At 37.1% G+C, this 23,043-nt stretch carries 25 protein-coding genes and 2 pseudogenes; 24 read left to right on the forward strand and 3 right to left on the reverse strand.

Annotation, left to right across the window (positions count from 1 at the left end):
- Positions 1-708 precede the first annotated feature (708 nt).
- The 15 genes and pseudogenes from ACIQZD_RS19085 (at position 709) to ACIQZD_RS19155 (ending at position 13,698) form a co-directional block, all read left to right on the forward strand.
- Entirely contained in the window at positions 709-1,017 is a 309-nt protein-coding gene (locus ACIQZD_RS19085) for a DUF2642 domain-containing protein (RefSeq protein ID WP_402905421.1), read from the forward strand.
- A gap of 13 nt (positions 1,018-1,030) precedes the next feature.
- Entirely contained in the window at positions 1,031-1,246 is a 216-nt protein-coding gene (locus tag ACIQZD_RS19090; RefSeq protein ID WP_402905423.1) for an LSm family protein, read from the forward strand.
- A gap of 411 nt (positions 1,247-1,657) precedes the next feature.
- Entirely contained in the window at positions 1,658-2,176 is a 519-nt protein-coding gene (locus ACIQZD_RS19095) for a mismatch-specific DNA-glycosylase (protein ID WP_402905425.1), read from the forward strand.
- A gap of 224 nt (positions 2,177-2,400) precedes the next feature.
- A complete protein-coding gene (locus tag ACIQZD_RS19100; protein WP_402905427.1) occupies positions 2,401-2,508 on the forward strand; it encodes a hypothetical protein in 108 nt (35 codons plus the stop codon).
- A 48-nt stretch (positions 2,509-2,556) separates the two neighbouring features.
- The gene (locus tag ACIQZD_RS19105) at positions 2,557-2,886 is read left to right on the forward strand and encodes a hypothetical protein (RefSeq protein WP_402905429.1); all 330 of its coding nucleotides are present in this window, start codon (positions 2,557-2,559) and stop codon (positions 2,884-2,886) included.
- An 81-nt stretch (positions 2,887-2,967) separates the two neighbouring features.
- Positions 2,968-3,197: pseudogene (locus ACIQZD_RS19110) on the forward strand (AzlD domain-containing protein).
- Positions 3,198-3,528: 331 nt separating this feature from the next.
- A complete protein-coding gene (locus tag ACIQZD_RS19115) occupies positions 3,529-4,542 on the forward strand; it encodes a glycoside hydrolase family 15 protein (protein ID WP_402905432.1) in 1,014 nt (337 codons plus the stop codon).
- 258 nt (positions 4,543-4,800) lie between these two features.
- Positions 4,801-6,729, forward strand: coding sequence for a 1,4-alpha-glucan branching protein GlgB (glgB, locus tag ACIQZD_RS19120; RefSeq protein ID WP_402905636.1), 1,929 nt, complete (start codon positions 4,801-4,803; stop codon positions 6,727-6,729).
- Positions 6,729-7,895, forward strand: a complete 1,167-nt coding sequence (locus ACIQZD_RS19125; RefSeq protein ID WP_402905434.1) for a glucose-1-phosphate adenylyltransferase — start codon at positions 6,729-6,731, stop codon at positions 7,893-7,895. Before glgB ends, ACIQZD_RS19125 begins: the two co-directional genes overlap by 1 nt.
- 17 nt (positions 7,896-7,912) lie before the next feature.
- A complete protein-coding gene (gene glgD, locus ACIQZD_RS19130; protein ID WP_137020143.1) occupies positions 7,913-9,019 on the forward strand; it encodes a glucose-1-phosphate adenylyltransferase subunit GlgD in 1,107 nt (368 codons plus the stop codon).
- Positions 9,020-9,035: 16 nt separating this feature from the next.
- On the forward strand, positions 9,036-10,472 hold the full coding sequence (gene glgA / locus ACIQZD_RS19135; RefSeq protein WP_402905437.1) for a glycogen synthase GlgA: 1,437 nt from the start codon (positions 9,036-9,038) through the stop codon (positions 10,470-10,472).
- Between the two features lie 127 nt (positions 10,473-10,599).
- A complete protein-coding gene (cls, locus tag ACIQZD_RS19140) occupies positions 10,600-12,105 on the forward strand; it encodes a cardiolipin synthase (RefSeq protein ID WP_402905439.1) in 1,506 nt (501 codons plus the stop codon).
- Positions 12,106-12,180: 75 nt separating this feature from the next.
- On the forward strand, positions 12,181-12,936 hold the full coding sequence (locus ACIQZD_RS19145; protein ID WP_402905441.1) for an exodeoxyribonuclease III: 756 nt from the start codon (positions 12,181-12,183) through the stop codon (positions 12,934-12,936).
- A 63-nt stretch (positions 12,937-12,999) separates the two neighbouring features.
- The gene (locus ACIQZD_RS19150; protein ID WP_241594546.1) at positions 13,000-13,404 is read left to right on the forward strand and encodes a cytosolic protein; all 405 of its coding nucleotides are present in this window, start codon (positions 13,000-13,002) and stop codon (positions 13,402-13,404) included.
- Positions 13,405-13,419: 15 nt separating this feature from the next.
- The gene (locus ACIQZD_RS19155) at positions 13,420-13,698 is read left to right on the forward strand and encodes an HNH endonuclease (RefSeq protein ID WP_402905443.1); all 279 of its coding nucleotides are present in this window, start codon (positions 13,420-13,422) and stop codon (positions 13,696-13,698) included.
- A gap of 41 nt (positions 13,699-13,739) precedes the next feature.
- Here the strand turns inward: ACIQZD_RS19155 and ACIQZD_RS19160 are convergent, their stop codons facing one another.
- Positions 13,740-14,261, reverse strand: coding sequence for a DUF2179 domain-containing protein (locus ACIQZD_RS19160; RefSeq protein WP_063233682.1), 522 nt, complete (start codon positions 14,259-14,261; stop codon positions 13,740-13,742).
- A 240-nt stretch (positions 14,262-14,501) separates the two neighbouring features.
- Between ACIQZD_RS19160 and ACIQZD_RS19165 the strand changes: the two genes are divergently transcribed.
- The 7 genes from ACIQZD_RS19165 to ACIQZD_RS19195 all read left to right on the forward strand — a co-directional run bounded on the left by ACIQZD_RS19165 (position 14,502) and on the right by ACIQZD_RS19195 (position 19,008).
- The gene (locus ACIQZD_RS19165) at positions 14,502-14,846 is read left to right on the forward strand and encodes an avidin-fold protein (RefSeq protein ID WP_402905445.1); all 345 of its coding nucleotides are present in this window, start codon (positions 14,502-14,504) and stop codon (positions 14,844-14,846) included.
- 28 nt (positions 14,847-14,874) lie between these two features.
- Positions 14,875-15,447 carry a histidine phosphatase family protein gene (locus ACIQZD_RS19170; protein ID WP_402905638.1) on the forward strand — a complete coding sequence of 191 codons (573 nt, stop codon included), beginning with the start codon at positions 14,875-14,877 and terminating at the stop codon, positions 15,445-15,447.
- Between the two features lie 41 nt (positions 15,448-15,488).
- A complete protein-coding gene (locus ACIQZD_RS19175; protein ID WP_402905447.1) occupies positions 15,489-16,166 on the forward strand; it encodes an NAD(P)H-binding protein in 678 nt (225 codons plus the stop codon).
- A 243-nt stretch (positions 16,167-16,409) separates the two neighbouring features.
- A complete protein-coding gene (locus ACIQZD_RS19180; RefSeq protein ID WP_101225362.1) occupies positions 16,410-16,826 on the forward strand; it encodes a BlaI/MecI/CopY family transcriptional regulator in 417 nt (138 codons plus the stop codon).
- The gene (locus ACIQZD_RS19185) at positions 16,826-17,677 is read left to right on the forward strand and encodes a M56 family metallopeptidase (RefSeq protein WP_402905451.1); all 852 of its coding nucleotides are present in this window, start codon (positions 16,826-16,828) and stop codon (positions 17,675-17,677) included. Before ACIQZD_RS19180 ends, ACIQZD_RS19185 begins: the two co-directional genes overlap by 1 nt.
- 71 nt (positions 17,678-17,748) lie before the next feature.
- The gene (locus ACIQZD_RS19190) at positions 17,749-18,177 is read left to right on the forward strand and encodes a DoxX family protein (RefSeq protein WP_402905453.1); all 429 of its coding nucleotides are present in this window, start codon (positions 17,749-17,751) and stop codon (positions 18,175-18,177) included.
- Between the two features lie 405 nt (positions 18,178-18,582).
- Complete coding sequence (locus ACIQZD_RS19195; protein ID WP_402905455.1) at positions 18,583-19,008, forward strand: VOC family protein; 426 nt, start codon at positions 18,583-18,585, stop codon at positions 19,006-19,008.
- A 279-nt stretch (positions 19,009-19,287) separates the two neighbouring features.
- Here the strand turns inward: ACIQZD_RS19195 and ACIQZD_RS19200 are convergent.
- Positions 19,288-19,371: pseudogene (locus ACIQZD_RS19200) on the reverse strand (hypothetical protein); the annotation flags it as partial.
- A 240-nt stretch (positions 19,372-19,611) separates the two neighbouring features.
- On the opposite strand from ACIQZD_RS19200, the gene ACIQZD_RS19205 reads away from it, so the two are divergent.
- On the forward strand, positions 19,612-20,391 hold the full coding sequence (locus ACIQZD_RS19205; RefSeq protein WP_402905457.1) for a hypothetical protein: 780 nt from the start codon (positions 19,612-19,614) through the stop codon (positions 20,389-20,391).
- A 253-nt stretch (positions 20,392-20,644) separates the two neighbouring features.
- Here the strand turns inward: ACIQZD_RS19205 and ACIQZD_RS19210 are convergent, their stop codons facing one another.
- Complete coding sequence (locus ACIQZD_RS19210; RefSeq protein ID WP_402905459.1) at positions 20,645-21,298, reverse strand: 2OG-Fe(II) oxygenase; 654 nt, start codon at positions 21,296-21,298, stop codon at positions 20,645-20,647.
- Between the two features lie 480 nt (positions 21,299-21,778).
- Here ACIQZD_RS19210 and ACIQZD_RS19215 point away from each other — a divergent pair, with 480 nt between their 5' ends.
- Entirely contained in the window at positions 21,779-22,954 is a 1,176-nt protein-coding gene (locus ACIQZD_RS19215; RefSeq protein WP_402905461.1) for an acyl-CoA dehydrogenase family protein, read from the forward strand.
- Positions 22,955-23,043: the final 89 nt, after the last annotated feature.

Consider the following 23,043-nt stretch of genomic DNA (forward strand, 5'->3'; position numbering starts at 1 on the left):
ATCCGATCCAGGAATTGAATGAAGCTTAATTTTATTTGAATTTAATGGTGAAAGTAACAATGTATTGTGGGAGCCTGGCTCATTTATTAGTGCGCAACAATTAGTATCGTCCGCTTCAGAAAAACGTTTATTAATAGGAAGTGAACATTTGAAAATTGGGGAATTCGCTTGATTCAGACAGTCTGCATTTAATGCAGGCTCTTTGTAGCATGTAGGGATTACAATGCCTATGTAATCCTTTTTTTGTTTGTTTGTCATAGTTATCACCTCAACCGTATCATATTCATCCATTAGAGAAATGGACATGATTTCATAAAACCTTCAAAAAAAAGTAAAGTAATTAAAAAACAGGTTGATTAGTCCAAGCCGAAAACATCAGTCATCAATATACTACTTTTGAAGCGATATAGAAAGCAGCAGGCAAATTGTCAAGATCCTCAAAGGAATCAAGTGGATCAAGGAATTCAAGGAGATCGAATCCAGGCAAAATATTTAGCGGAAATTCAAATCGAACTTCATTTTCGGTTGGTCATAAAAGGATTCACATTCTCGGTCGACAAAGAGTTCAGTGCTGCAGTAAAGATAAGGAAGGGGGACCGTTGCAAAAACTAAAGAGAAGGAAAAGGAATATGAGCATGGGGATGAAGGAAATAAGAAGAGAACCATGACGAAGGTAATAAAATAGACAATAAAAAAGGTGGTAAAAAAATGAACACTGAGAAGCAAAGTGAGAAGCAATGTAAAAAGAATAGTTGCGACTATCTTTACTATAAATGGCTTGTCGAAAATGGTCAAACAACACCAAGGACACCGGATACTTCAGGAGATCCAGTCTATGATCTAAGAAATGTTTTAAGAAGTTTACTAGGAAGAACGGTAACGGTTACAACTGATTTTGCCCCTGTAACGGGAATCTTAAGTTCTATTCAAACCGATTATATCGTAATTACTGAAGCCGCTGGAACTGTAGTATTTGTTCCGTTCAGTGCCATCAATTCTGTTAGAGAGCCTATATAAGGAGGAGAATGCATTGTTAGCTAGTATTTTTTATGTACAATTAAGACATTACATTGGGAACACAATCGAAGTGGCAACGAGCAGTGATTTATTCGAGGGAGTGTTATTTGAAGTAACTGATGATGTTTGTCGATTAACAGAAACGTCACCAGGTTATGAAGGCAATCTAGATATCATAACCATTCCATTAAATCAAATAAATTATGTTCGCGTAAGTCACGCACAATAAGCTATATGAAGAAGCAGCCATCTATAAGGTGGCTGTTTCTTTTGAACGTGTAAGATGCATTGTATGCCGACCTTTTATGCATAATCAGCCATTCCACTCGTAAATGAAAGGAACTGTGTTAATATAGGTCGGGATTGCCTATAATTCTCTATACTTCTAAACCAAACTCATGTCTCTGTCTTGACATGAGTTTGGTTTTTTCTTGTTTAAAAGCAGTTATCTTATTTGTAATTTAAAAGCACAATTATATGTCATCAATATTAAGGTTATCACTTTGAAACAATCATCCCTCATTCTACAAGAAACGTGTTTAAGTTTTGGATATATGTTGTGAAAATGGCGGAAAAGGTAGTTAATTATTTTTCTGTTTTGTACAATGATTAAATAGGAAATTTGAAAAGGAGTTTTAAAATGGAAGGCATCTCTGATCATTTAAAGGAAAATTTGGATATATTGTTCGTAGGTTTCAATCCAAGCATTCGTTCAGGCGAGACTGGCCATCATTATGCGAATCCAAACAACCGCTTTTGGAAAATCCTTTTCGAGTCCGGGCTGACACCAAGGAAATATGCCCCAACTGAAGACTCGTCATTACTGGAGTTAGGTTATGGTTTTACCAATATCGTTTCCAGGCCTACAAAAGGTGCGGAAGATATCACTAAAGAAGAGTACACAATAGGAAGGAAGCAATTAAAAAGGAAAATTGAAAAGTATCGACCTAAACTTGTCTGTTTTGTAGGCAAGGGTGTTTATCAGGAATACCGTCAATTACGAAAAATCTCTTGGGGGCTGCAAGAAGAACCTTCATCGAATAAATCCATGGAATTCGTTGCCCCTTCTTCCAGCGGCTTAGTTAGAATGCCGATAGATGAGATCATCGAAATATATAGTGAGTTGCCAATTCTGCTTGGCAAGCTGAAAAGCAATTGAAGGAACATATTAATTAAGGGTGGATTGGAAAAGAGATGGCTTTTCCGATGATGGGGAAGGCTTTTGGCAAGGAGTAAAGGAGTGTATACCTAATTTATTGTGATAACTAAGTATCGGTTTTGTTGCAGGGGTCTTCGAAAAGAACATCAGGAATTAAGTTTGATTGAAGTGGCACTAATGTCGTTTTACTCTATGCAGGGTCTGGACAATTCATAGCTGCGAGAATGATAGCTGCAAGTCATCCATTCTCGGCCATGATTTTTACGATTTTCTTTGTTAACAGTCGTCATCTATTGCTGCATTGGCTCCGTAATTCAGGCAGCAAGGTTTGAAACAAAACGTGATAACTTGGAGCCTTACTAACTGATAAAACGTTTGGAGTGGCCGTCACAACGGCACAGAAGAGGAAACAGTTTGATTTTAGGATGCTTGGTCTGAATCTTGCAGCCTATTTAAATTGGTTACTAGCAAATTGGCCGGCTGTTTCTTTGACGCCAATGGATTCCAGATCCCGAAAAATATGGATGGATTTCGCCCTGACAGCCATGTTTATCGGCCTTTTTAGTTTGAGTAAAAAAGACTTTTTTATAGATCTTGCTGTCGTTTTTGGCAGCATATTAATCGTTGTTGCAGTAGGTTTCTTCTTTCCTGGCAGTACTGGCGTCAAAGTTGCAACGGTTATAGCTTCAGCGATAGGGGATGGTGATTGACAGATGGAAATAAGCGGGTATATCCTTGCTGCCATCCTTAGCGCTTCAATTGTGACTTTCATACCTAGAATCGTTCCTTTGATGCTGCTTAATAAAATGCAGATTCTAAAACGGGGCATAGATTGGCTAAAGTATGTGCTGGCGGCCGTACGGCGTTATTCGCTCAAGAACTACTATTAACGGAACAGGATTATGCTTTAAATTTGACCGCAGCTTTACCAGCTTTCCTGGTTGCCATTTTTACGAGTAGTCTATTGGGTACTGTAATGATTGGCGTGCTTTCTTTGATGATAATGCGGTTTTTCTTTTAATAACTACTAAACATTTGAATGATAGGCCGATATAACCAGTAATGGCAATCCATTACTGGGTTTTTATTTTCCAAAGAACATATTTCCTTACGGCAATTATTGGGTTCGTTCATTACGGTTAGGCAAATGACGCTTTTTTAATGAACATTGGAAGCTTGATTATCAAAAAGGGCAGTGATTACATAAACTATGGTGAATGAACTTCTGAAAAAGTCGTTTTGGATAGCTGAATTGAAAGCGCTTTTAATTGGAAAATGAAACAACCAACGTTTAGAAAATGGGAGTCTGTCAACAATGGGAATAAGCAAATAACTATGGAGGTGTTCAATTAATGAATGTAAATGGTGCCCTAGAGGTTCTTGATCGCATGCGGCTTCCTAATGGCGCATATACTGCAAGTGTTTCCGATGATTATAATTATGTCTGGATAAGGGATGTCGTTTATACAGTAATACCTTTTATAAATGATCCGTCCAATCGTTACGAGAAAGCATATCATGCTTTATTCGACTTATTTCAATCCTATGAGTGGAAGATAGATATTCATACGGAACAGAAACCCCAGTTTCTATTTGAACATATCCATGCACGGTATTCCACTGAGCTTAAAGAACTGCCCGATGAGTGGGGTCATGCCCAAAATGATGCAATAGGTGCATTTTTATGGGGTGTCGGTGAAGGATATAGGCATGGGAAAAAGGTGATAAGAAATCAACGTGATTTAAAGATCGTTCAAAAGTTGGTCAGTTACTTGGAATGCCTGCAATATTGGCAAGCGGAAGATAACGGGATGTGGGAAGAGAATATCGAAATCCATGCTTCAAGTATAGGGGCATGTGTTGCTGGTTTGAATTCAGTCAAAATGCTGGTCAACGTCAAGGAAGAACTGATTAAAAAAGGAGAAGAAACTCTTCGTTTCCTGCTTCCAAGGGAAAGTTATTCAAAAGAGACGGATTTAGCCCTTTTATCCTTAATTTATCCTTATCGTCTGGTAGACCGTGAAATAGCGCTTAAAATATTGAAGAATGTCACAGAGCGCCTAGAAAGAACAAAAGGTTGCATTAGATATGAAAAAGACCTTTATTATAATGACGGTCAAGAAGCGGAATGGTGTTTCGGGCTTCCGTGGCTGGGCTTATGCTACCTTGAACTTGGCATGATGAACAAAGTTAAGGAATATATAGATAAAACGAAAATGATCATTCCGGAAAATTGGGAAGTTCCTGAGTTATATATAGGAGGGAGTAATATACCAAACAGGAATACTCCTTTGGCATGGTCAGTCTCATTATCCTATTTATTCTTGACGAAGACTCACAGTATTCGAACTGAACAAATAACATGAAGCATTCATACTTGATACCTTAAAGCTCTTCCTAAAAAATGGGAAGAGCTTTTATTGGAATAATAATATTTTTACATTATATGACTATTTTTCACAAAAAAATGTTTTGTTTTTAAAAAAAACGGGCATTTATTACAATAACTTCACCTCCATTTGAAGGATTAATACCATTTTTACCGAATATATATAATAACTGGGGAAGGATGGGTAAAATACTATCGAGTTAATACTGATGGAGGGGTTTTATTGAGTACAATTATGGACCAGCTGCAAGAGAATTATCCAAGCGATTTCGATTTATATTTGTTTCATGAAGGCACCCTTTATGAAAGCTATAAGATGCTTGGGGCACACATTATGACATCATTAGGTAATGAAGGAGTACGCTTTGCCGTTTGGGCCCCCCATGCGAAGCAAGTTTCAGTAGTCGGTAATTTTAATAATTGGGACGGAAAAGATCATGCGATGAAACGGATCGAGCGTTCAGGTATCTGGGTGTTGTTCGTACCAGGACTACAAGAAGGGGAACTCTATAAATATGAAATACATACACCTGGAAATAATCGTATCCTAAAAGCCGATCCATATGCCTTTTATTCGGAAGTCAGACCAAATACAGCCTCGGTCATTAAAAAGCTGGATAATTTTGAATGGCAAGATTCGAAGTGGATAGCCGATAGGAAAAAGGAAAACATTTATCATAAACCCATGTCCATTTATGAAGTGCACCCAGGAACTTGGAAACAGAAAGAAGATGGCGAATTTTATACGTACCGTGAATTGGCTGATAGATTAGTTGATTATGTGATTGATAATAGTTTTACACATATTGAAATCATGGCCATAATGGAACACCCATTTGATAAATCGTGGGGATATCAGGTCACGGGCTATTATTCCGTAACCAGTCGGTACGGTTCACCTGAAGATTTTAAATATTTAATTAACCTTTGCCACCAAAAGGGCATAGGTGTAATCCTTGACTGGGTTCCCGCCCATTTTTGTAAAGACGCGCATGGACTTTCCCGTTTCGATGGTACGCCTCTCTATGAACCAATTGAACACACTAGAGCAGATCGCCCGTTATGGGGGACATACAATTTTGACTTTACCAAACCGGAAGTAATCAGTTTCCTTATTTCAAATGTTATGTTTTGGATGGATGTATACCATATAGATGGGATCCGTGTCGATGCGGTATCGTCCATGGTTTATCTTAATCATGATAATCCGTTGCCGGTCAAGCTGAAAAACCAGTTTGGCGGTGAGGAAAACCTTGAAGCCATACAATTTTTACAAAAACTTAACGAAGTGGTTTTCAAAAAATATCCCAATGCATTAATGATGGCTGAAGAAGCAACAGACCGGCCGCTCATAACTTCTCCTACCGATATAGGCGGACTGGGCTTTAATTACAAATGGAATATGGGATGGACTAACGATATCCTTCGTTATATGAAACTTGAAACACATGAAAGGCCATATCATCATAACCTATTAACATTTTCATTTTTCTATGCTTTTTCAGAAAATTTCGTCTTGCCGTTTTCACATGATGAAGTGGTTCATGGCAAAAAGTCATTATTGAATAAGATGCCAGGTGACTACTGGCAAAAATTCGCAAATTTACGGTTACTTTTTGGGTATTTCATGACGCATCCTGGAAAGAAGCTTCTATTTATGGGCAGTGAATTTGGCCAATTCATAGAATGGAAAGATGAGGAACAATTGGATTGGCTGCTTTTGGAATATGAATCACACGACAAGCTGGCCTATTACTTCCGAACTCTCCAGGATTTTTATAGGCAAACTTCCTCACTATGGAGATTGGATCATGTCCCGGAGGGTTTTGAATGGATAGATCCGAACAATAGTAATCAGAGTGTCATTACCTTTATGAGAAAAGGTAAACGGAAAGGCGATTATTGCATCGTTGTCTGTAATTTTTCTGCGCAGGCTCATGCTCAATATCAAATAGGTGTACCATCCCAAGGCAAATATATAGAGGTTTTCAGCAGTGATTCAGCAGCTTTCGGAGGATCGGGTCAGATCAATGAAAAACCCATTAGTGTCAAAAAAGAACCATACCATAATCAACCATACAGCATGGAAATAACTGTACCTCCATTAGGCATTTCTATTTTTATGAAGCAAACAAAAAAAAGACGGGGGAGAGTGAACGAATAATGGGAGCAAAAAAATGGATAGCAATGTTATTGGCAGGAGGCCAGGGTTCAAGGTTAGGTGAATTGACAATCGGTTTGGCAAAACCAGCTGTTCCCTTTGGCGGTAAATATAGAATCATCGATTTTCCATTAAGTAACTGCACTCATTCTGGTATTGATACGGTTGGGGTACTGACCCAATACCAGCCATTGATTCTAAATGATTATGTTGGTAATGGGAAAGTTTGGGACCTTGATCTTGATGTTGGCGGAGTTTCCGTACTTCCTCCTTATCAAGGGAAAGAAGGCGGTGAATGGTATAAAGGGACGGCAAACGCTGTTTATCAAAATATCCAATACATTGATAACTATGATCCGGAACATGTATTGATTCTCTCTGGTGACCATATTTACAAGATGGATTACAGTAAGATGCTGGATTATCACATCGAAAAAAATGCCGAGGCGACCATAGCTGTCATTCAAGTGCCGTGGCAGGAAGCAAGTCGTTTCGGAATCATGAATACCAATGATGATGATAAAGTCACTCAATTCGATGAAAAACCAAAGTATCCAAAGAGTAATCTTGCTTCCATGGGAGTTTACCTTTTCAATTGGAAAACCTTAAGACGGTATTTAATAAATGATGAAAAAGATGTAAATTCTTCCAATGATTTCGGCAGCAACATCATTCCAAAGATGCTTGAAGACCGAAAAAAGCTATATGCCTATCGTTTTAATGATTATTGGAAAGATGTTGGAACGGTCGAAAGCCTTTGGCAGGCCCATATGGACTTATTGGAGGATAAGCCAAATTTCCAGTTGGATGATCAGCAATGGAAAATTTTTGCCCGCAATGCAAATCACCCGCCGCAATATATATCACCGGATGCCAAGGTCAGTCAGTCTCTAATCAATGAAGGGTGCATGATTCATGGGAACATTGAACATTCGGTTTTATCCTATAATGTACAGGTGGGCTATGGGTCAACCATAAAAGACTCTGTCATCATGCCCAATGTTAAGATTGGTGAAAATGTTCATATAGAAAGAAGCATCATAGCCAGCAATTGTGTTATTGAAGATGGTGCCGTAGTTGGCAATTCAGCGGTTACATCAGATATTACCTTAATTGGTGAAAATCAGACCATTATCAATCCAAACAAAAAAAAGATCACTCTTAACTAGAAAAAGGGGAAGATGCTATGGAAAATGTGTTGGGTATTATTAACTTAATCAATGAAAGACAACATTTAAAAGATCTGACTGCTCACCGTAATGTAGCATCCGTGCCATTTGGTGGACGCTACCGTTTGATTGACTTTACGATGTCGAATCTCATTAATGCAGATGTTTCAAAAGTAGCGGTTTTTCCAAAAGAAAAGTATCTTTCAGTTATGGATCATCTGGGCTCAGGGAAAGAATGGAACTTGGATCGGCGTTCAGGAGGCTTATACATCTTGCCCCCTATCCATCCGGATGAAACGGTAACAGGCGATATGAAGCAATTTTATGATCATCTCAGCTTTTTCGAACGTGCAGAGGCAGATACTGTCATCATTTCTCCTGGCAGCCATGTATGCAAATTGGATTTTAATGAAGTGCTTGATTATCACAAAAAACATAAAGCTGATATCACGGTCGTATATAAGGATTATGAAGGGGAATTGATTGAAAAACCAATCTATCACACCTGCTCGGTAGATTCGGATGAAGACATTACTGACATTAGCTTTTATACCATCCCTAGACCTGGTGACCATGTTTGTCTGGAAACCTTCATCATAAGTAAAACGCTATTGGTGAATTTGATCAAAAGCTGTGTTGCGAGTGGGGAATATGACTTTTTGAAAGACGCCGTGAAAGCCAATCTTCATCGTTTTACCGTCAAAGGCTATAATTTTACTGGAGATATGCCTTTCATCCATTCCATTGAAAGCTTTCATTCCAGTAATATGAATTTCCTGAACCCTTCGGTAATCCGTTCTTTCTTCGGGGATACTTGGGATGTTTATACTAAAATCAAACATGAGGCACCGACCAAATATTCAAGTTCTTCGAAGGTTACCAATTCATTGATAGCCAACGGTTGTGATATTGAAGGCACTGTGGAAAACAGTATACTCTTCCGTGGGGTAAAAGTGAAAAAGGGAGCGATTATAAGAAATAGCATCATCATGCAAAAAGGCGTGATTGAAGAAGGAGCTATCGTAGAAAATATCATAACTGATAAAGAAGTGAGAATTACTAGTGAAAAATCAGTTATTGGTTTAAAACAGCCTACTGTAATAAAAAAAGCGAAAGTAATTTAATAGAGGAGGTGCGGCAATGAATGTTGTATTTGCTGCTTCAGAATGCGCCCCTTTTATAAAAACGGGAGGGCTCGGAGACGTTATAGGCGCGCTCCCGAAAGCGCTGAAAAAACAGGGAGTCCATGTAAGTGTCATCCTTCCTAAATACGGGGATCTTCCTAACCGATTCAAACAGGAATTGGAACATATGACGAGTATTGAAGTTCCTGTTGGTTGGCGCCAGCAATTTTGTGGCATCGAAAAACTTGTTGCTAACGGAATTACATATTATTTTCTGGATAATGAATATTATTTCAAAAGACATGGTAGTTATGGTTTCTTTGATGATGGCGAAAGGTTCGCCTTCTTTTCCCGTGCAGTTTTAGAGGCTTTACCTTATTTAGAAGTAAAACCGGATGTCATACACTGTCATGATTGGCAAACGGGCCTTGTCAGCGTTTTGCTGAAAGCTCATTATCATAACCATCCATTCTATCAGGATATTAAAACGATATTTACCATACATAATTTACGCTATCAAGGAGTTTATCCTAAAGCTGTTTTAGCGGAATTACTCGATTTGAGTGAGTTATATTTTAATATCGATGGTCTTGAATTCCATGGGAATGTCAGTTATTTGAAAGCCGGCCTAGCATTCTCTAACATAGTCACAACTGTAAGCCCAAGTTATGCGGAAGAAATTCAGAGTCCTTATTTTGGGGAAAATCTTGATGGGTTTTTACGCAAAAGAAATGGTGACCTTAAAGGGATTATAAACGGAATCGATTATGAGGAATATAATCCTGCGGAAGATGAACATCTTGCAGTTCCATTCGATTCCTATGAGGGTAAAATGGAGAATAAACGTCAGCTACAGGAAACGCTGGATCTTCCTGTAAATGATGGGGTCCCGGTTCTATCCATGGTAACCAGGCTTGTTGATCAAAAAGGAATAGATCTTATTCTCCATGTTTTTCATGAAATAATGAAACAAGGAGTTCAATTCATCCTTTTAGGTACGGGTGAAGAGCAATATGAATCGGCATTTCGCCATTTAGCTGACCAATATCCAAATCAGGTATCAGTCAATACATATTTTGATGAGGGGTTAGCAAGACAGATATATGCAGGTTCTGATTTATTCCTGATGCCGTCCCAATTCGAACCATGTGGCATCGGCCAGCTTTTGGCACTACGTTATGGTACCCTGCCTTTAGTGAGGGAAACTGGCGGACTTCGTGATACGGTCATCCCATATAATCAATTTACTGGTGAAGGCAATGGCTTCAGTTTTACGAATTATAATGCACACGATATGCTCCATACAATTGAGCAATCTGTTGGTCTGTACAAATTCCAGCCGAAAAGATGGAGGAAAATGGCCGAAAGTGCAATGAAGTTAGACTTTAGTTGGACATCATCTTCCATAAAGTATATTGAGCTATATGAAAGTTTGATTCCTGTCATGAAGTGATAATTGGATAGGTAATACACAAAAAACACTTACGAATATTGTTTTCGTAAGTGTTTTGTTTCTTTTACCATCAAATATGGGTATATGTTTAGATATATAAAATATTGCTGTGTAGGAGAATGAAACGATGAAAAGAAGAAGAATGGAATTTGTATTTTTATTTATTTTAATTGCTGCAGTTTATATGATCCTGTTCACTCATGCTAGCTTCGACGTGAAGCTATTTTTTATTGGATTGTATATTTTTGTCATGTTTATTACCATGTTTTCACTCATGCTGGAAAATAGATTTGCCCACGAGACCCTTTTATGGATGTATGTACTTTTGTTTTTCCCGGTATTTGGATATGTATTTTATCTATTTTCAGGTCAGCTTTATTTAAAAGGGTATTTATTTCGAAGTAAAAGGAAAAAAGATCGCGAAGAATGGAAGAGTCTTGTCACACATGTATCATCGCCAGATCTATCGTTTTTGAATAATCATCAGCAATCATTCGCAGCTTTTGCCAAAAATGCATCTGAGACCACCATTAGTACATCATCGCAAACGGAAGTGTTGAAAAATGGTAACGAAACGTTTACCGAAATCATTAAACAGTTAAAAAAAGCTGAAAAGTTCATTCATATAGAATATTATATTTTTCGTTCCGACAGGCTTGGTACTGAAATTATAGATATCCTTATTGAAAAAGCAAAAAATGGTGTTGAAGTTTTATTCATTTTTGATGCTGCCGGTAGTTTAAGCCTTTCAAATAATGAAGTTAAACGGATGAAAAATGCAGGGATAAAGGCTTATCCATTTTCACCATTGAAACATGGTTTTTTTAATCAAAAGTTTAATTTTAGGAATCACCGAAAAATAATCATCATTGATGGGGAAGTTGGCTTTGTTGGAGGTTTAAACGTAGGAGAGGAATACTTAGGGCGAAATAAAACGATCGGATTTTGGAGAGATACACATATGGTCCTTAAAGGTGAAGCGGTATATATGCTTCATACTGTTTTCCTTTTGGATTGGGAATATGTCAGTGGGGAAGATGTATTAGAAGAGCGTCCAGAATTCAATAATATAGTGGAACAAGGGGATGGAGCTGTCCAGGTGGTGGCAAGCGGACCTGATACACAACAGGGAATCATGAGTGATTTTTACTATTCACTTATTACTAGCGCCACAAAATCAATCTGGATTGCAAGTCCATACTTCGTACCAAATCAAGCGATTAAAGCAGCAATTAAACATGCCGCAATTAAGGGGATACAAGTCAGGCTTATGGTTCCGGCAGTAAATGATGGGTTTTTAACCCAATACGGCAGTCGCTCCTATTTCGGGGAGCTGCTTCAATTCGGTGTAGAGGTATACACGTATAAAAAAGGCTTTCTACATCAAAAACTTATTATCGTTGATGGTGATATGGCTTCCATAGGGACGGCAAACATGGATATGAGGAGTTTTCATCTGAATTTTGAAGTGAATGTCTTTCTAATGGGCAGCCGTTCCATTGAAGATCTCATCACTCACTACAAAGAGGATATGATGGATAGTGACAAACTAGATCCTCTTAGGTATAACAATCGGGGGTTGCTGGAACGTTCAAAAGAATCATTTGCCAGATTGTTTTCGAATGTACTCTAATGGGAAAAATAGCAGATAAATAGTATAGTTGAAATGTAAAGAAATTAATTGGCCATAAGGAGAATTTAAGAGAATATGAAATTGGTTTCCTGGAATGTGAATGGAATTAGAGCTTGTGTTAAAAAAGGATTTTTAGATTACTTTAAAGATGTGGATGCAGATATTTTTTGCCTGCAAGAAACTAAGCTTCAAGAAGGACAGATTACACTTGAGTTGGAAGGGTACCATCAATATTGGAATTATGCACTGAAAAAAGGATATTCAGGTACAGCCATTTTCACGAAGGAAAAACCGCTTTCAGTGAAATATGGGGTAGGGGAGCTGGACGAGGAGCCGGAAGGAAGGATCATAACACTGGAATTCGAAAATTTCTATATGGTGAACGTTTATACCCCCAATGCAAAAAGGGATTTATCAAGGCTTGATTACCGTCTCGAATGGGAAGATGGGATGATTGATTATCTTAGTGAACTGGACTTGGTGAAGCCGGTTATCTTTTGTGGGGACCTAAATGTTGCACATCAGGAAATCGACTTGAAAAACCCAAAATCCAATATTGGGAATTCCGGTTTCACTAATGAAGAGCGTGGAAAGATGACTGAATTACTTGATGCAGGATTTATCGATACATTTCGCCATTTTTATCCAGACCAGGAAGGGGCCTACTCTTGGTGGTCATATATGGCAAAAGTTAGGGAGCGGAATATAGGATGGAGAATCGATTATTTCATTGTTTCAAAACGTCTGGCGGAATCTTTAATAGAGGCTAATATTCACTGCGATGTCATGGGCAGCGATCATTGCCCGGTCGTCTTGGAAACAAACCTCTAAATGGAATAAATTCGGTTAAATGGGGATACTAATGGTTATCCATATTCAACAGGAGGTTTGATTATGAACACATTTATCGTGGGCTTTCATCAAGAAGATAATGTAGACAGCATGCAAGTGCAAAAATTGACGGCGGCTGAGTTTGAAAAAGCAACATCACGCGGTTTTCGCAGACTATTTGAACTGGATACAAATATCGGATATTTTGTATTTTTTGATGCTGAAGATGATGAGGGTGATTTATCTCATCTAGTTTTACAGTATGAAGAAGATAATCAGGATCCAAGTGATTGTTACTCTTTTACTAAAAATGATTTTTATGAGTTCATGGCACTTTATTTACAAGGCATGGATGAAGTGGAAGTGGAAGATGAAGAAGATGATGACAATGAAGAGTATGGACCAATCCATCATCTTGCCCATTTGATGTTTCATATTGTTGAAGAAGGAAAATCCGTTAAGCCTTAACGGCCGATTAATGAGATGAAAGGTACTTGTGAGCTTTGTGACAGGGGTGAGATAGAACTGACCATCCATCATTTAACACCTAGAGAATTAGGTGGCAGCCATTTACCCATTGCCTATCTCTGTAAATCTTGTCACAAACAGATTCACGCACTGTATTCAAACCGAGAGCTGGCCATCCGACTATATAGCGTGCCTTTGTTAAAAGATGATGAAGCATTAAAAAAATACTTAAAGTGGATCAAAAAACAGCCGGTAACGAGGGCAGTCAAGATTAGAAAATCAAAAACGAAATAATGCAAAAGCCCATCATAACAAGATGGGCTTTTGCATTTCATTCAGCTTGCTTTATTTTTCAACCGGTCCAATAAAAAACCACCTTTAAAATAACGTGGTTCATATGAAATGATGAATGCCTTAGGTTCAAACTTTTCAACGGTAGCTATCAATTCTTGTTCCCGATTCCGTTTTGTCAAAATTTCCATCCGATAACGGTTGCTATCCCGGCCCTCGCCCGTATAAAGAGTTACACCAAATCCGTTGTTCCTCAATGTATCTACCAACTGTTCATTTTTGGTTTGAGTATTTACGGTTACATTAATAAAACCGATGGCAAGTTTTTGCTCAATTTTCGTACCAAAAATTATTCCGATTCCAAAACCGACTGCATATACAACCATGGCGAGTATGCTTTGGTCACCGCCAAATACTAGGGATAATCCAAAAACGTATATTAACATTTCTGCGATACCCAGTATCGAGGCAAGTATGGTAATATTTTTTACTAAGAAAATGGTTCGCAACGTATAAATCGGAACATAAATAAGTTGTAATAGTAGAATCAGAAGTATTTCTTTCAATTGAGCACCTCACCAACATCTCCCAGTTTGATTAGACGTTTCAACTAAGGAATTGTTCATTCCATAAGTAACATCTTCCATAATCTAACCACAACATAATAGGGGAATTCAATGGGGAATATTATGTATTTTTTGTGTCTTTCCATTGACACAGAATTAAAATCCTATAAGATTTTTGAATATTCATTTTTTTATTAATTTGGTATCATTATCCTTATTAATTCATATGGGGGAATGATGATGTTTAATTATGATGGTAGGATTTTCAAAGCTCTAGTCAATTCTGAAAATGGAGAAGTATCAGGAAATACTTCCTTCCACTATTCACAAGAAGGCTCAATTCTTTCAGCAAGTTATCATGGTGGAGAGATTGTTAAAGGAACTATAATAGGGCTTGTCAATATGGATGGTTCCTTAGAATTCAGGTATAATCATATCAATGAAAAAGGTGAAATTAGAGGAGGCAGCTGTCTTTCCACTCCTGAATTATTGCCAGATGGCAGGATACGCTTGCATGAAAAATGGAAATGGTCAGATCTAGAACAGACTGAAGGACACTCCATCATTGAAGAAGTGAAAAAATAACAATCTACATAGAAGGGGTATGAGGACAATTACTACTATCTGTTTAGTGCGGCATGGTCAAACAGATTGGAATGCACTAGGGAAACTGCAGGGGCAGACTGATATTCCTTTAAATGAACTAGGAAGGATACAGGCACGGCAATGTGGTGAATTCTTATCAAAAGAGGCTTCTTGGGATGTGATTATTTCGAGCCCTCTAAAAAGGGCAAGGGAAACGGCAGATATCATTTCGCATTATATTGAAGTCCCGGTCATTGAAAAAATGGAATTCATTGAAAAGAACTTTGGCATCGCTGAAGGAATGACAGCAGCTGAAAGGGCGTCAGCATTCATTGATAAAGAATATCCTGGTCAGGAAAATCAGGAATCTTTACGAAACAGGCTGATGAATGGACTTCAGAAAATTCAGAAGGAGTATCCTGAGAAGAAAGTTATACTTGTTGCACATGGTGCAGTCATTCATTTTATTTTACGTTTGATGGCAAACGAGTCAATCGTATCAAATGAAATGCGCTTGTTCAATGCATGTTTGAGTACGATAAGATTTGAAGTCGATTCATGGATAATTGATGATTTCAATCAAGTGCATCATTTATCTTAGTCCTATATAATTCAGCAGCTAATAAAGGAAAGTGGGAAATCATGACTAATAAGACGGCAATGATTTTAGGCGCTACAGGTGTGGTCGGCACCCAGTTGGTTAAACAAATAAGCAACAGCAAAACCTATAGTGAAATCCATTTGCTGACAAGAAGGAAAATGAAATTCACGGAGCCCAAGTGCATAGGACATGTTGTGGATTTCGATAATTTGTCCCAGTATGCCTATTTGTTCAACGTCACCGATGTTTTCATTTGTTTGGGTACAACGATCAAAAAGGCTAAATCGAAGGAAGCTTTTCGTAAAGTTGATTATGACTATGTAATCGAAGCAGCTAAAATGGCGAAGACATCCAATGTTGAAAAATTACTCGTCATTACGGCAATGGGAGCCAATTCCAAATCAAAGTTTTTTTACAGTCGTGTTAAGGGAGATGTGGAAGGAACACTACAACGCCTGGAAATGAATACTGTACATATATTCCGCCCTTCCTTACTTCTAGGAGAACGCGATGAATTCAGGGCAGGTGAAAAGATTTCTGGGCTGCTAAGTACTTTTGTGAAATTTGTCTTTGTAGGCCCTTTACGTCCATATCGTGCAATAGAAGCAAACAAAGTAGCTGCTGCTATGTACGCTGCAGCCCAAACGACGGCACAAGGATATCATTTTTATAATTCTGATGAAATAGAGAAACTTGCACAAAGGGTTACTATTAATTAGTGAAACGAGCCTGCAAAAGGCTCGTTTTTTAATCTAAAACGCTTAAAAGATAAAAGCAACGGATGAACATTGCTACTGAAAAAAGGCAGTGGAGTGTAATAGAGGTGGTTAACCAGCAAGGCCAAAAGTTTTTTTAAAAAACAATTAAAGTCAATCTAGGGAAATCCGTGATACTAATCTTCCAGATGAAACTTGATTGTAACAGTGATATCCACTACAATTTGTAGTGGGAGGTGGTAAAGGATGAATATTAAAAATTTTAAATATGATGAAGTTGGACTGAATCGTTTCTTTGGTCCATTGGAAGCTAATATCATGGAATATTTATGGGATAAAGATGAACAGAGCATCAAAGCGGTTCAGCAATCATTGGAACTTGATAAACCTATCAATTTCAACACAGTAATGACCGTCATGAATCGTTTAGTCGAAAAAGGCATTCTTGAAAAGAGGTCTGAAGGAAGGCTCTCATTATTTCGCCCGGTTCAATCCAAAGCGGAGTTTTTAGAAGAGCAGTCAAAGAAATTGACTGAGAATTTGCTCGATGAATTTGGTGGAGCGGTCATAAGCCATATGCTGGATGCCATGAAAGACGCTGACCAAGGTTTAATTGAAAAATTGGAACAAAAAATTCAATCGTTAAAAAAGGATAAATTATAATGTGGAAGAGGAAGTCTTATTTTGTGATAAGCCTGAGTCTTTTAATTGCCTGTGTAGTATGGTGCCAAATGGGAGCGTTTTTGGTACACATCTTTTTTGGTGTGAATATTAAAGCCAACTTTTTTAAATTTTGCTTTAGTCTATTCAAGGAAGATTCAGTATACTATTTTGTAGTCGTCACCCTGCTCAGTATAATAATTTCAAATAGTATATTGAGCACCCTATTCAAAATTGCAGAGCAATATTTCTTATCCAGAAGGTTTAAACAAAAGCTTTTTCTTTCCAAAAATGTTGAAAAGACAAGGTTTATAAATGAAACATTCAACCGGGTCAACAATGATATCTTAGTTGTGAATGCTGATCAGCCTCTTGCTTTTACGCTTGGTTTTTGGCGGCCATTCATTGTGTTCAGTTCTGGTTTAATTAAATTATTGGACTTGGATGAGCTAGAAGCGGTAGTAGAGCATGAAGCTTTTCACCAAAAAAAATATCATCCGCTGGTAATCTTTATTTTACAGTTGATATCAGATGCTTTATGGTTTGTCCCACTGACAAAATGGTGTCATAAAAATTACAAAATAATAAGTGAGTTATCAGCCGACGAAAATGCGATAAATAAAATGGGGACTGAATTAGGCATAAGTACTGCTTTGTTGAAGTTAATTAAACATGGTTACACTGATAAATCCTCGCCCGTCCTTGTCCACTTCTCCAATGAATCAGTTAACTATAGACTTCAGCAATTAATCGATCCCCATAAAAAAATTCCTTTGAGGGCTGAAACTACTACGATTTTTGTTTCTATTTATGTTTTGCTTATACTTTTGGGAATGACAATAGTGATTGTCTGATGACTTTCACTTGATTTTTTTACCACCTTACACTACACTTTGTAGTGTAAAATAAAAAAAGGAGATGTGACATGAATAAACAAGAGATCGGTACCTTTTTATTAAGAGTTATGTTGGGAATTTCATTTTTGTTACATGGATTGTCAAAATTCCAAGGTGGGTTAGAGAACACTTCAGGATGGTTTCAAAGTATAGGCATTCCGGGATTTATGGCCTATGTAGTCGGTGTTATTGAATTGTTTGGAGGAATTGCTTTAATTTTAGGTCTTGGAACAAGAATAATATCTGCCCTCCTTGTATTCATCATGGCTGGTGCAATTGTTTATGTTAAATTCCCTGCAGGTTTTATGGGGAGTGGAGAAGCTTCAGGGTACGAACTGGATCTCGTCCTTATGATTATTGCACTTCATCTAGTTTTAAATGGAAGCCGATTCCTATCGTTAGATTCTAAGTTACCTGCCCTTAAAAAAGGACAAGATTCAGAAATAAAAGCAAGTTAATAAGAATAAACGTTATAACAGCGACCCTGAAAAATTGAACATTTCCTTCTTTAGGCAGTCATGAAGGCATGCCCCCGGTAATCTACCGGGGGCATGCCTTTTTCATTTAACCTTGTTCTTGTTTGAAAAGCTAATCAACAGAAGTTTCCCATGACTGCGTTATCGTGACATACTTTGCGAAATGACAATACTGCAAGGTTGAAACAATCATCTATTGATTTGTTAATAAACAAAATAATTTATAGTTTTCAGACATTTTTTATTGACGAACACATGTTCCTTGTTATAAAATACAATCATGGGTAATAATGGTATAGTGGTTATTGCCATTGACCAGATCAAAAGGAAGCTTGGAAATCTAAGTTAAGCTTTGTAAAAAACTATAGCAAAAGGAGCAATTTAATTATGACCATACGATTATCTCCATATTTAATGATGAACGGAAATGCGAAGGAAGCGATCCAATTTTACGTACAAGCATTGGATGCAAAAGTCCTTTTTAATCAATCTTTTGGAGAAATGCCAGAAAATCCGGAATTTCCTCTGCCAGAAGAAGCAAAAAATCTTGTGGCACACGCAATGTTAAGGGTTGGGGAAACGGACCTCATGTTTTCCGATACGTTTCCAGGTCAACCCAGTCACTCTGGAGATCAAGTCACGATCTGTATTTCAATAAACGATATTGAAAAATCAAAAAGAATCTTTGAAATTTTGTCTCAAGGCGGAGAAGTGAAAATGCCGCTGCAGGAAGCTTTTTTCAGCCCTGCATATGGAATTGTAACAGACAAATTCGGTGTAACCTTTCAAGTTTATACAGAGGGTCAACAATAATCTCTAGTTAAATAATAGCAGCTGCTTTGGTGACTGAGTTGCAACTGTAATAAAAAAACCAATTTCTCAATTTTATATCACTGAGAGATTGGTTATTTTAGTATTGGCGTATCCTTAACATTGTAAATCCACGTGTTGCTTGCAGTATTACTTATGGAATTATAGGTATGATACCTATCGCTTTTCCTATGCTGTCTAAGTTCATTCCGGCACGGTAGAATAGCATGTCAGGTAAGACCACGTTTACGTATTATATAGGCCTTCAGAAAGATTCCAAAATAAAAAACTTTTCCTCCGGGTCAATTCACGTGCTTTAATCACTGCCATACGGGCTCTCGCTATCATTTGCCCTTTATCTACAATTTACCGGGCCATGTTCTGGTCCCACTTTTAACTTTGATACCTTATCGTTATCTCTCTGTGATATTCGTCATATATTCTTCATCTGTTTGTTCTTTGTTTAGAAAATGGCTATGCTATCATTTAAAACATTGGCATACAAATTAGCCGCATTGTTTGTAAAATATTTTCCTTTTAATAGGCTAATATCAATCGAAATCGAAGTAATATTACATTGCGTAATAAGGGGGAAGGGGGAACAACGTGAACACAGATCAAGCTTTCGACCTGTTAAAGGATGCAGGAGTAACAGAAAGCAGCAGTATACAAACTGTTAGACGCTGGCTTCGTGAAGGTAAGATTAAATATGAGGGAGGAAACGGGATTAGAAAAACTGGATACATAATGGATGACACAGATCAAGCATTTGAAATGTTAAAAGATGCAGGAATAACAGAAAATAATAGCATACAAACTGTTAGGCGCTGGCTTCGTGAAGGTAAAATTAAAAAGGCGGGAAACGGAAAGAGGAACACTGGATACATAAGCGATGAAACTGCTTCAAAGCTGGCTATAAATGATTTTATAGATCAAAATAAGGACGAAATCATACACCGATTAAAATTGAAAATTCAAACTCAAGATAAGCATATAGAGGGAATTGAAGAGCTTCATGAAACTGCAAAAAGAATATTGATTCAGCAAAGGGATATGTTCAAAAAGGAAGTTGCCATACTAAAGAATGAGAAAAGTGAATTACAAAATGAAACAAAGGATTTATTAAAAGAAAATATTGAATTACGTAATGAATTGATAAAATTAAAAGAAAACATCAGAAATAATTACAATATTGACTCCACTGCTCAATCAAATGATTATAGTAAAAAATTAGGGCTCTCTAAAATGGCGAGCAATAAAGAAGTGTTAGCAGAATATAAAGGGTTATTAAAAATAACTCATCCTGACCATAATGGCAACGCGAAGGTATTTCATTACATTAAGACTGATTACGATAATTTTAGAAAGAGCAACAAAGGTAAATGAGAGTGATTAAATAAAAACAAAGTATTATCAAATCAAACTTAACGAGAATTCCAGGGCAAAAGCATGTTTTGAAACGAATCGATTGTTTAGGCTCAAGAGCGCTATGAAGTTCAAGGGAACATTATTATTTTGATTCCATTCGTTTGGCCATTTTAAATAAACAGATTCCAAATGAACAAATAGGTGCCTTAGTTCATTTGGCACCTAAAATTGAGGCATTTATAGTCCAGCGTTTACATTATTAAGCTGCAGACTATTTTTTTTGTCTCCTCATCCATTGTGTTGCAACCCATTTTTCACCAGTGATAACTGGTGCTCCACTGTGTAAAGTCAGTTCGTTTAGGTTTTTATCGTTATAGAAATATTCGAAATATACTGCCATTCCTTTTCGCGGTGATACTGAAAAATTCAGTTTAGGAAAAAAAGTTTCCCCTCCATGCTCCACATCATTTAAATACATGATGATCGTACTAATTCTATTATTTTTTGCTGCCAGACTTGTAGATGTAAAAAAATCAAAATGAGCTTTATATTCTTGACCAGGAGTATATTTAAGAATTTGAATACCATCTCCATGTTCAATGGGGATATTCATGATGGATGATATTCTTTTTTCAATTTTGGTTATGATGTCATATTCATTTTCTTGAAAAAACATGCTACTGCTTGTTCTTATTTCATTTACCTCGTGTGTAACTCCAATTTTGGAACGGTGCATTTTGTCTTTTGACAATCTAATAAGTTCGTCACATTCATCGTCACTTAAAACATTTCCTAAAACTACAATTAGAGGTTCTTCTAATCTAGCAATTACGTTAATTTCTCGATCTTCTGTTATAATTTTATTTCCAATATGATTAAAGATGGTTTGTTCTTTATTTATTGTTATGTTATTATTCACTGTCAACTTTCATCGACTCCTAAAAGAATGAATTTTCCGAACGATTAGTTTCTCTTTTTTTGTAAGCGTTTTCTCCGTTAATTATACCATAAACGTTGTTATATAACTGTTTCTTATTCTGCTAACATCTATATTGAGTTAATTAAAACGAACATTTTGTCGAAAAAATGTGATAATTGAGTTTTTAAAAAGAAGTCATGTTAAATTAATCCAATCAATATTCCAAAAATAACCTCGATAGAATATATGTTATTCCCATATTCAAAGCAGTTAAGTGATTCATAATTAAAATGGTGAAAAATAGATTTGTTAAAGGGAATTCAATACTTTTGTTGAACATGAATAGTGTGGAACATTTTTACTGTTTGATGATTTGTTATTGTAATCGTTTACAGCGAGGCGTTTAACATATTTTCATGGGAGTGATTATAAGTTATTTTCACATTGATGTATTTAATAAAACCATTAGCGAATGGAGGTTAACCCATGGTTAGCACGATGGCAATCAATAAAGATGATTCCCGTTCCTTTCTAAGGGAAGAACACTTATTATTTAAACAATCAATTCGTGAATTTCTCGCCAAGGAGGCTGTCCCCTTTTATGATCAATGGGAAAATGAGGGGGGGATACCTTGCTCGTTTTGGAAAAAGATTGGAGATAATGGATTTTTATGTCCATGGCTTGATGTGGAATTCGGTGGGTTAGGAGCAGATTTTGGATATTCAGTTGTGCTGGCAGAAGAATTGGAAATGGTTGGATCAGTTTTAGGGGGAATATCCATTCATTCGGATGTTGTAGCCCCTTATATAGCTACATTCGGAACAATAGATCAAAAACAAAGGTATTTACCAAAGTTCATTACAGGAGAAATGATTTCCGCCTTTGCATTCACAGAGCCGGGAATGGGTTCGGAAATAGCGGATATTCAAACCACTGCCATTAAGAAAGATGGATATTATATTGTCAACGGAGCTAAAACGTTTGTCATAAATGGCTTTACAGCTGACTTCATGATAGTAGCATGCAAAACTGATCTTAATGCTGTTTCTTCCCAGGATGGTATCAGTTTGCTGCTCATTGATAAAGATACACCAGGGTTTTCACGAGGAAGAAAGCTTGGTAATGCAGGACTGGGAAATTCAGACTCAGCCGAGCTATTTTTCGATGATGCTTTAGTACCTGTTGGCAACCTCCTTGGTGAGGAGGGGAAGGGTCTTTCATATATCATGCAAAAACTGCAACAGGAAAAACTAATGTGTGCGATTGGGTCCTTAATCGCAGCGAAAGACATGCTTCACTTAACGATGAATTTTATAAAAGGACAAAAAGCATTTAATAAGAAAATAAGTAAATTTAAAAATGCACAGTTTACCATTGCTGAAATAGCGACCGATATTCAACTGGGAAGGACGTTTGTTGATGGGTTGATCTGTAAACATATGACTGGGGAGAATATCATAACTGAAGTATCGATGGCTAAATATTGGATAACAGAGATGTCCAAGCGAATATCTGAAAAGTGCATGCAGTTACATGATGGATACGGATATATGGAAGACGATAAAATTACCCGGCGTCACCGGGACATTCCTTTGTCAAAATTCTTTACAGGGACAGATGAAACGGTAAAAATTTTGATTGCTAAAAATATCGGGTTTTAATTCAATATTAATACTTTAAATCAATCAACTGCCTCAATTAAAATGAGGTAGTTTTTTTTTGACATTTTTTCAATATAATTACATATGAC

Origin of the sequence: Peribacillus sp. NPDC096447, assembly GCF_044762725.1 — a bacterium.
In the GTDB taxonomy this organism is placed as follows: Bacteria; Bacillota; Bacilli; order Bacillales; family DSM-1321; genus Peribacillus.

What these genes read in the sequence shown, in the direction of transcription:
- ACIQZD_RS19185 (WP_402905451.1), top strand. Translation starts at nt 16,826, where the DNA reads ATGTGGAAGAGGAAGTCTTATTTTGTGATAAGCCTGAGTCTTTTAATT.
- ACIQZD_RS19180 (WP_101225362.1), top strand. Translation starts at nt 16,410, where the DNA reads ATGAATATTAAAAATTTTAAATATGATGAAGTTGGACTGAATCGTTTC.
- ACIQZD_RS19195 (WP_402905455.1), top strand. Translation starts at nt 18,583, where the DNA reads ATGACCATACGATTATCTCCATATTTAATGATGAACGGAAATGCGAAG.
- glgA (WP_402905437.1), top strand. Translation starts at nt 9,036, where the DNA reads ATGAATGTTGTATTTGCTGCTTCAGAATGCGCCCCTTTTATAAAAACG.
- ACIQZD_RS19095 (WP_402905425.1), top strand. Translation starts at nt 1,658, where the DNA reads ATGGAAGGCATCTCTGATCATTTAAAGGAAAATTTGGATATATTGTTC.
- glgB (WP_402905636.1), top strand. Translation starts at nt 4,801, where the DNA reads ATGGACCAGCTGCAAGAGAATTATCCAAGCGATTTCGATTTATATTTG.
- glgD (WP_137020143.1), top strand. Translation starts at nt 7,913, where the DNA reads ATGGAAAATGTGTTGGGTATTATTAACTTAATCAATGAAAGACAACAT.
- ACIQZD_RS19175 (WP_402905447.1), top strand. Translation starts at nt 15,489, where the DNA reads ATGACTAATAAGACGGCAATGATTTTAGGCGCTACAGGTGTGGTCGGC.
- ACIQZD_RS19125 (WP_402905434.1), top strand. Translation starts at nt 6,729, where the DNA reads ATGGGAGCAAAAAAATGGATAGCAATGTTATTGGCAGGAGGCCAGGGT.
- ACIQZD_RS19115 (WP_402905432.1), top strand. Translation starts at nt 3,529, where the DNA reads ATGAATGTAAATGGTGCCCTAGAGGTTCTTGATCGCATGCGGCTTCCT.
- ACIQZD_RS19150 (WP_241594546.1), top strand. Translation starts at nt 13,000, where the DNA reads ATGAACACATTTATCGTGGGCTTTCATCAAGAAGATAATGTAGACAGC.
- ACIQZD_RS19085 (WP_402905421.1), top strand. Translation starts at nt 709, where the DNA reads ATGAACACTGAGAAGCAAAGTGAGAAGCAATGTAAAAAGAATAGTTGC.
- ACIQZD_RS19145 (WP_402905441.1), top strand. Translation starts at nt 12,181, where the DNA reads ATGAAATTGGTTTCCTGGAATGTGAATGGAATTAGAGCTTGTGTTAAA.
- ACIQZD_RS19165 (WP_402905445.1), top strand. Translation starts at nt 14,502, where the DNA reads ATGTTTAATTATGATGGTAGGATTTTCAAAGCTCTAGTCAATTCTGAA.
- ACIQZD_RS19215 (WP_402905461.1), top strand. Translation starts at nt 21,779, where the DNA reads ATGGTTAGCACGATGGCAATCAATAAAGATGATTCCCGTTCCTTTCTA.
- ACIQZD_RS19155 (WP_402905443.1), top strand. Translation starts at nt 13,420, where the DNA reads ATGAAAGGTACTTGTGAGCTTTGTGACAGGGGTGAGATAGAACTGACC.
- ACIQZD_RS19100 (WP_402905427.1), top strand. Translation starts at nt 2,401, where the DNA reads ATGATAGCTGCAAGTCATCCATTCTCGGCCATGATTTTTACGATTTTC.
- ACIQZD_RS19190 (WP_402905453.1), top strand. Translation starts at nt 17,749, where the DNA reads ATGAATAAACAAGAGATCGGTACCTTTTTATTAAGAGTTATGTTGGGA.
- cls (WP_402905439.1), top strand. Translation starts at nt 10,600, where the DNA reads ATGAAAAGAAGAAGAATGGAATTTGTATTTTTATTTATTTTAATTGCT.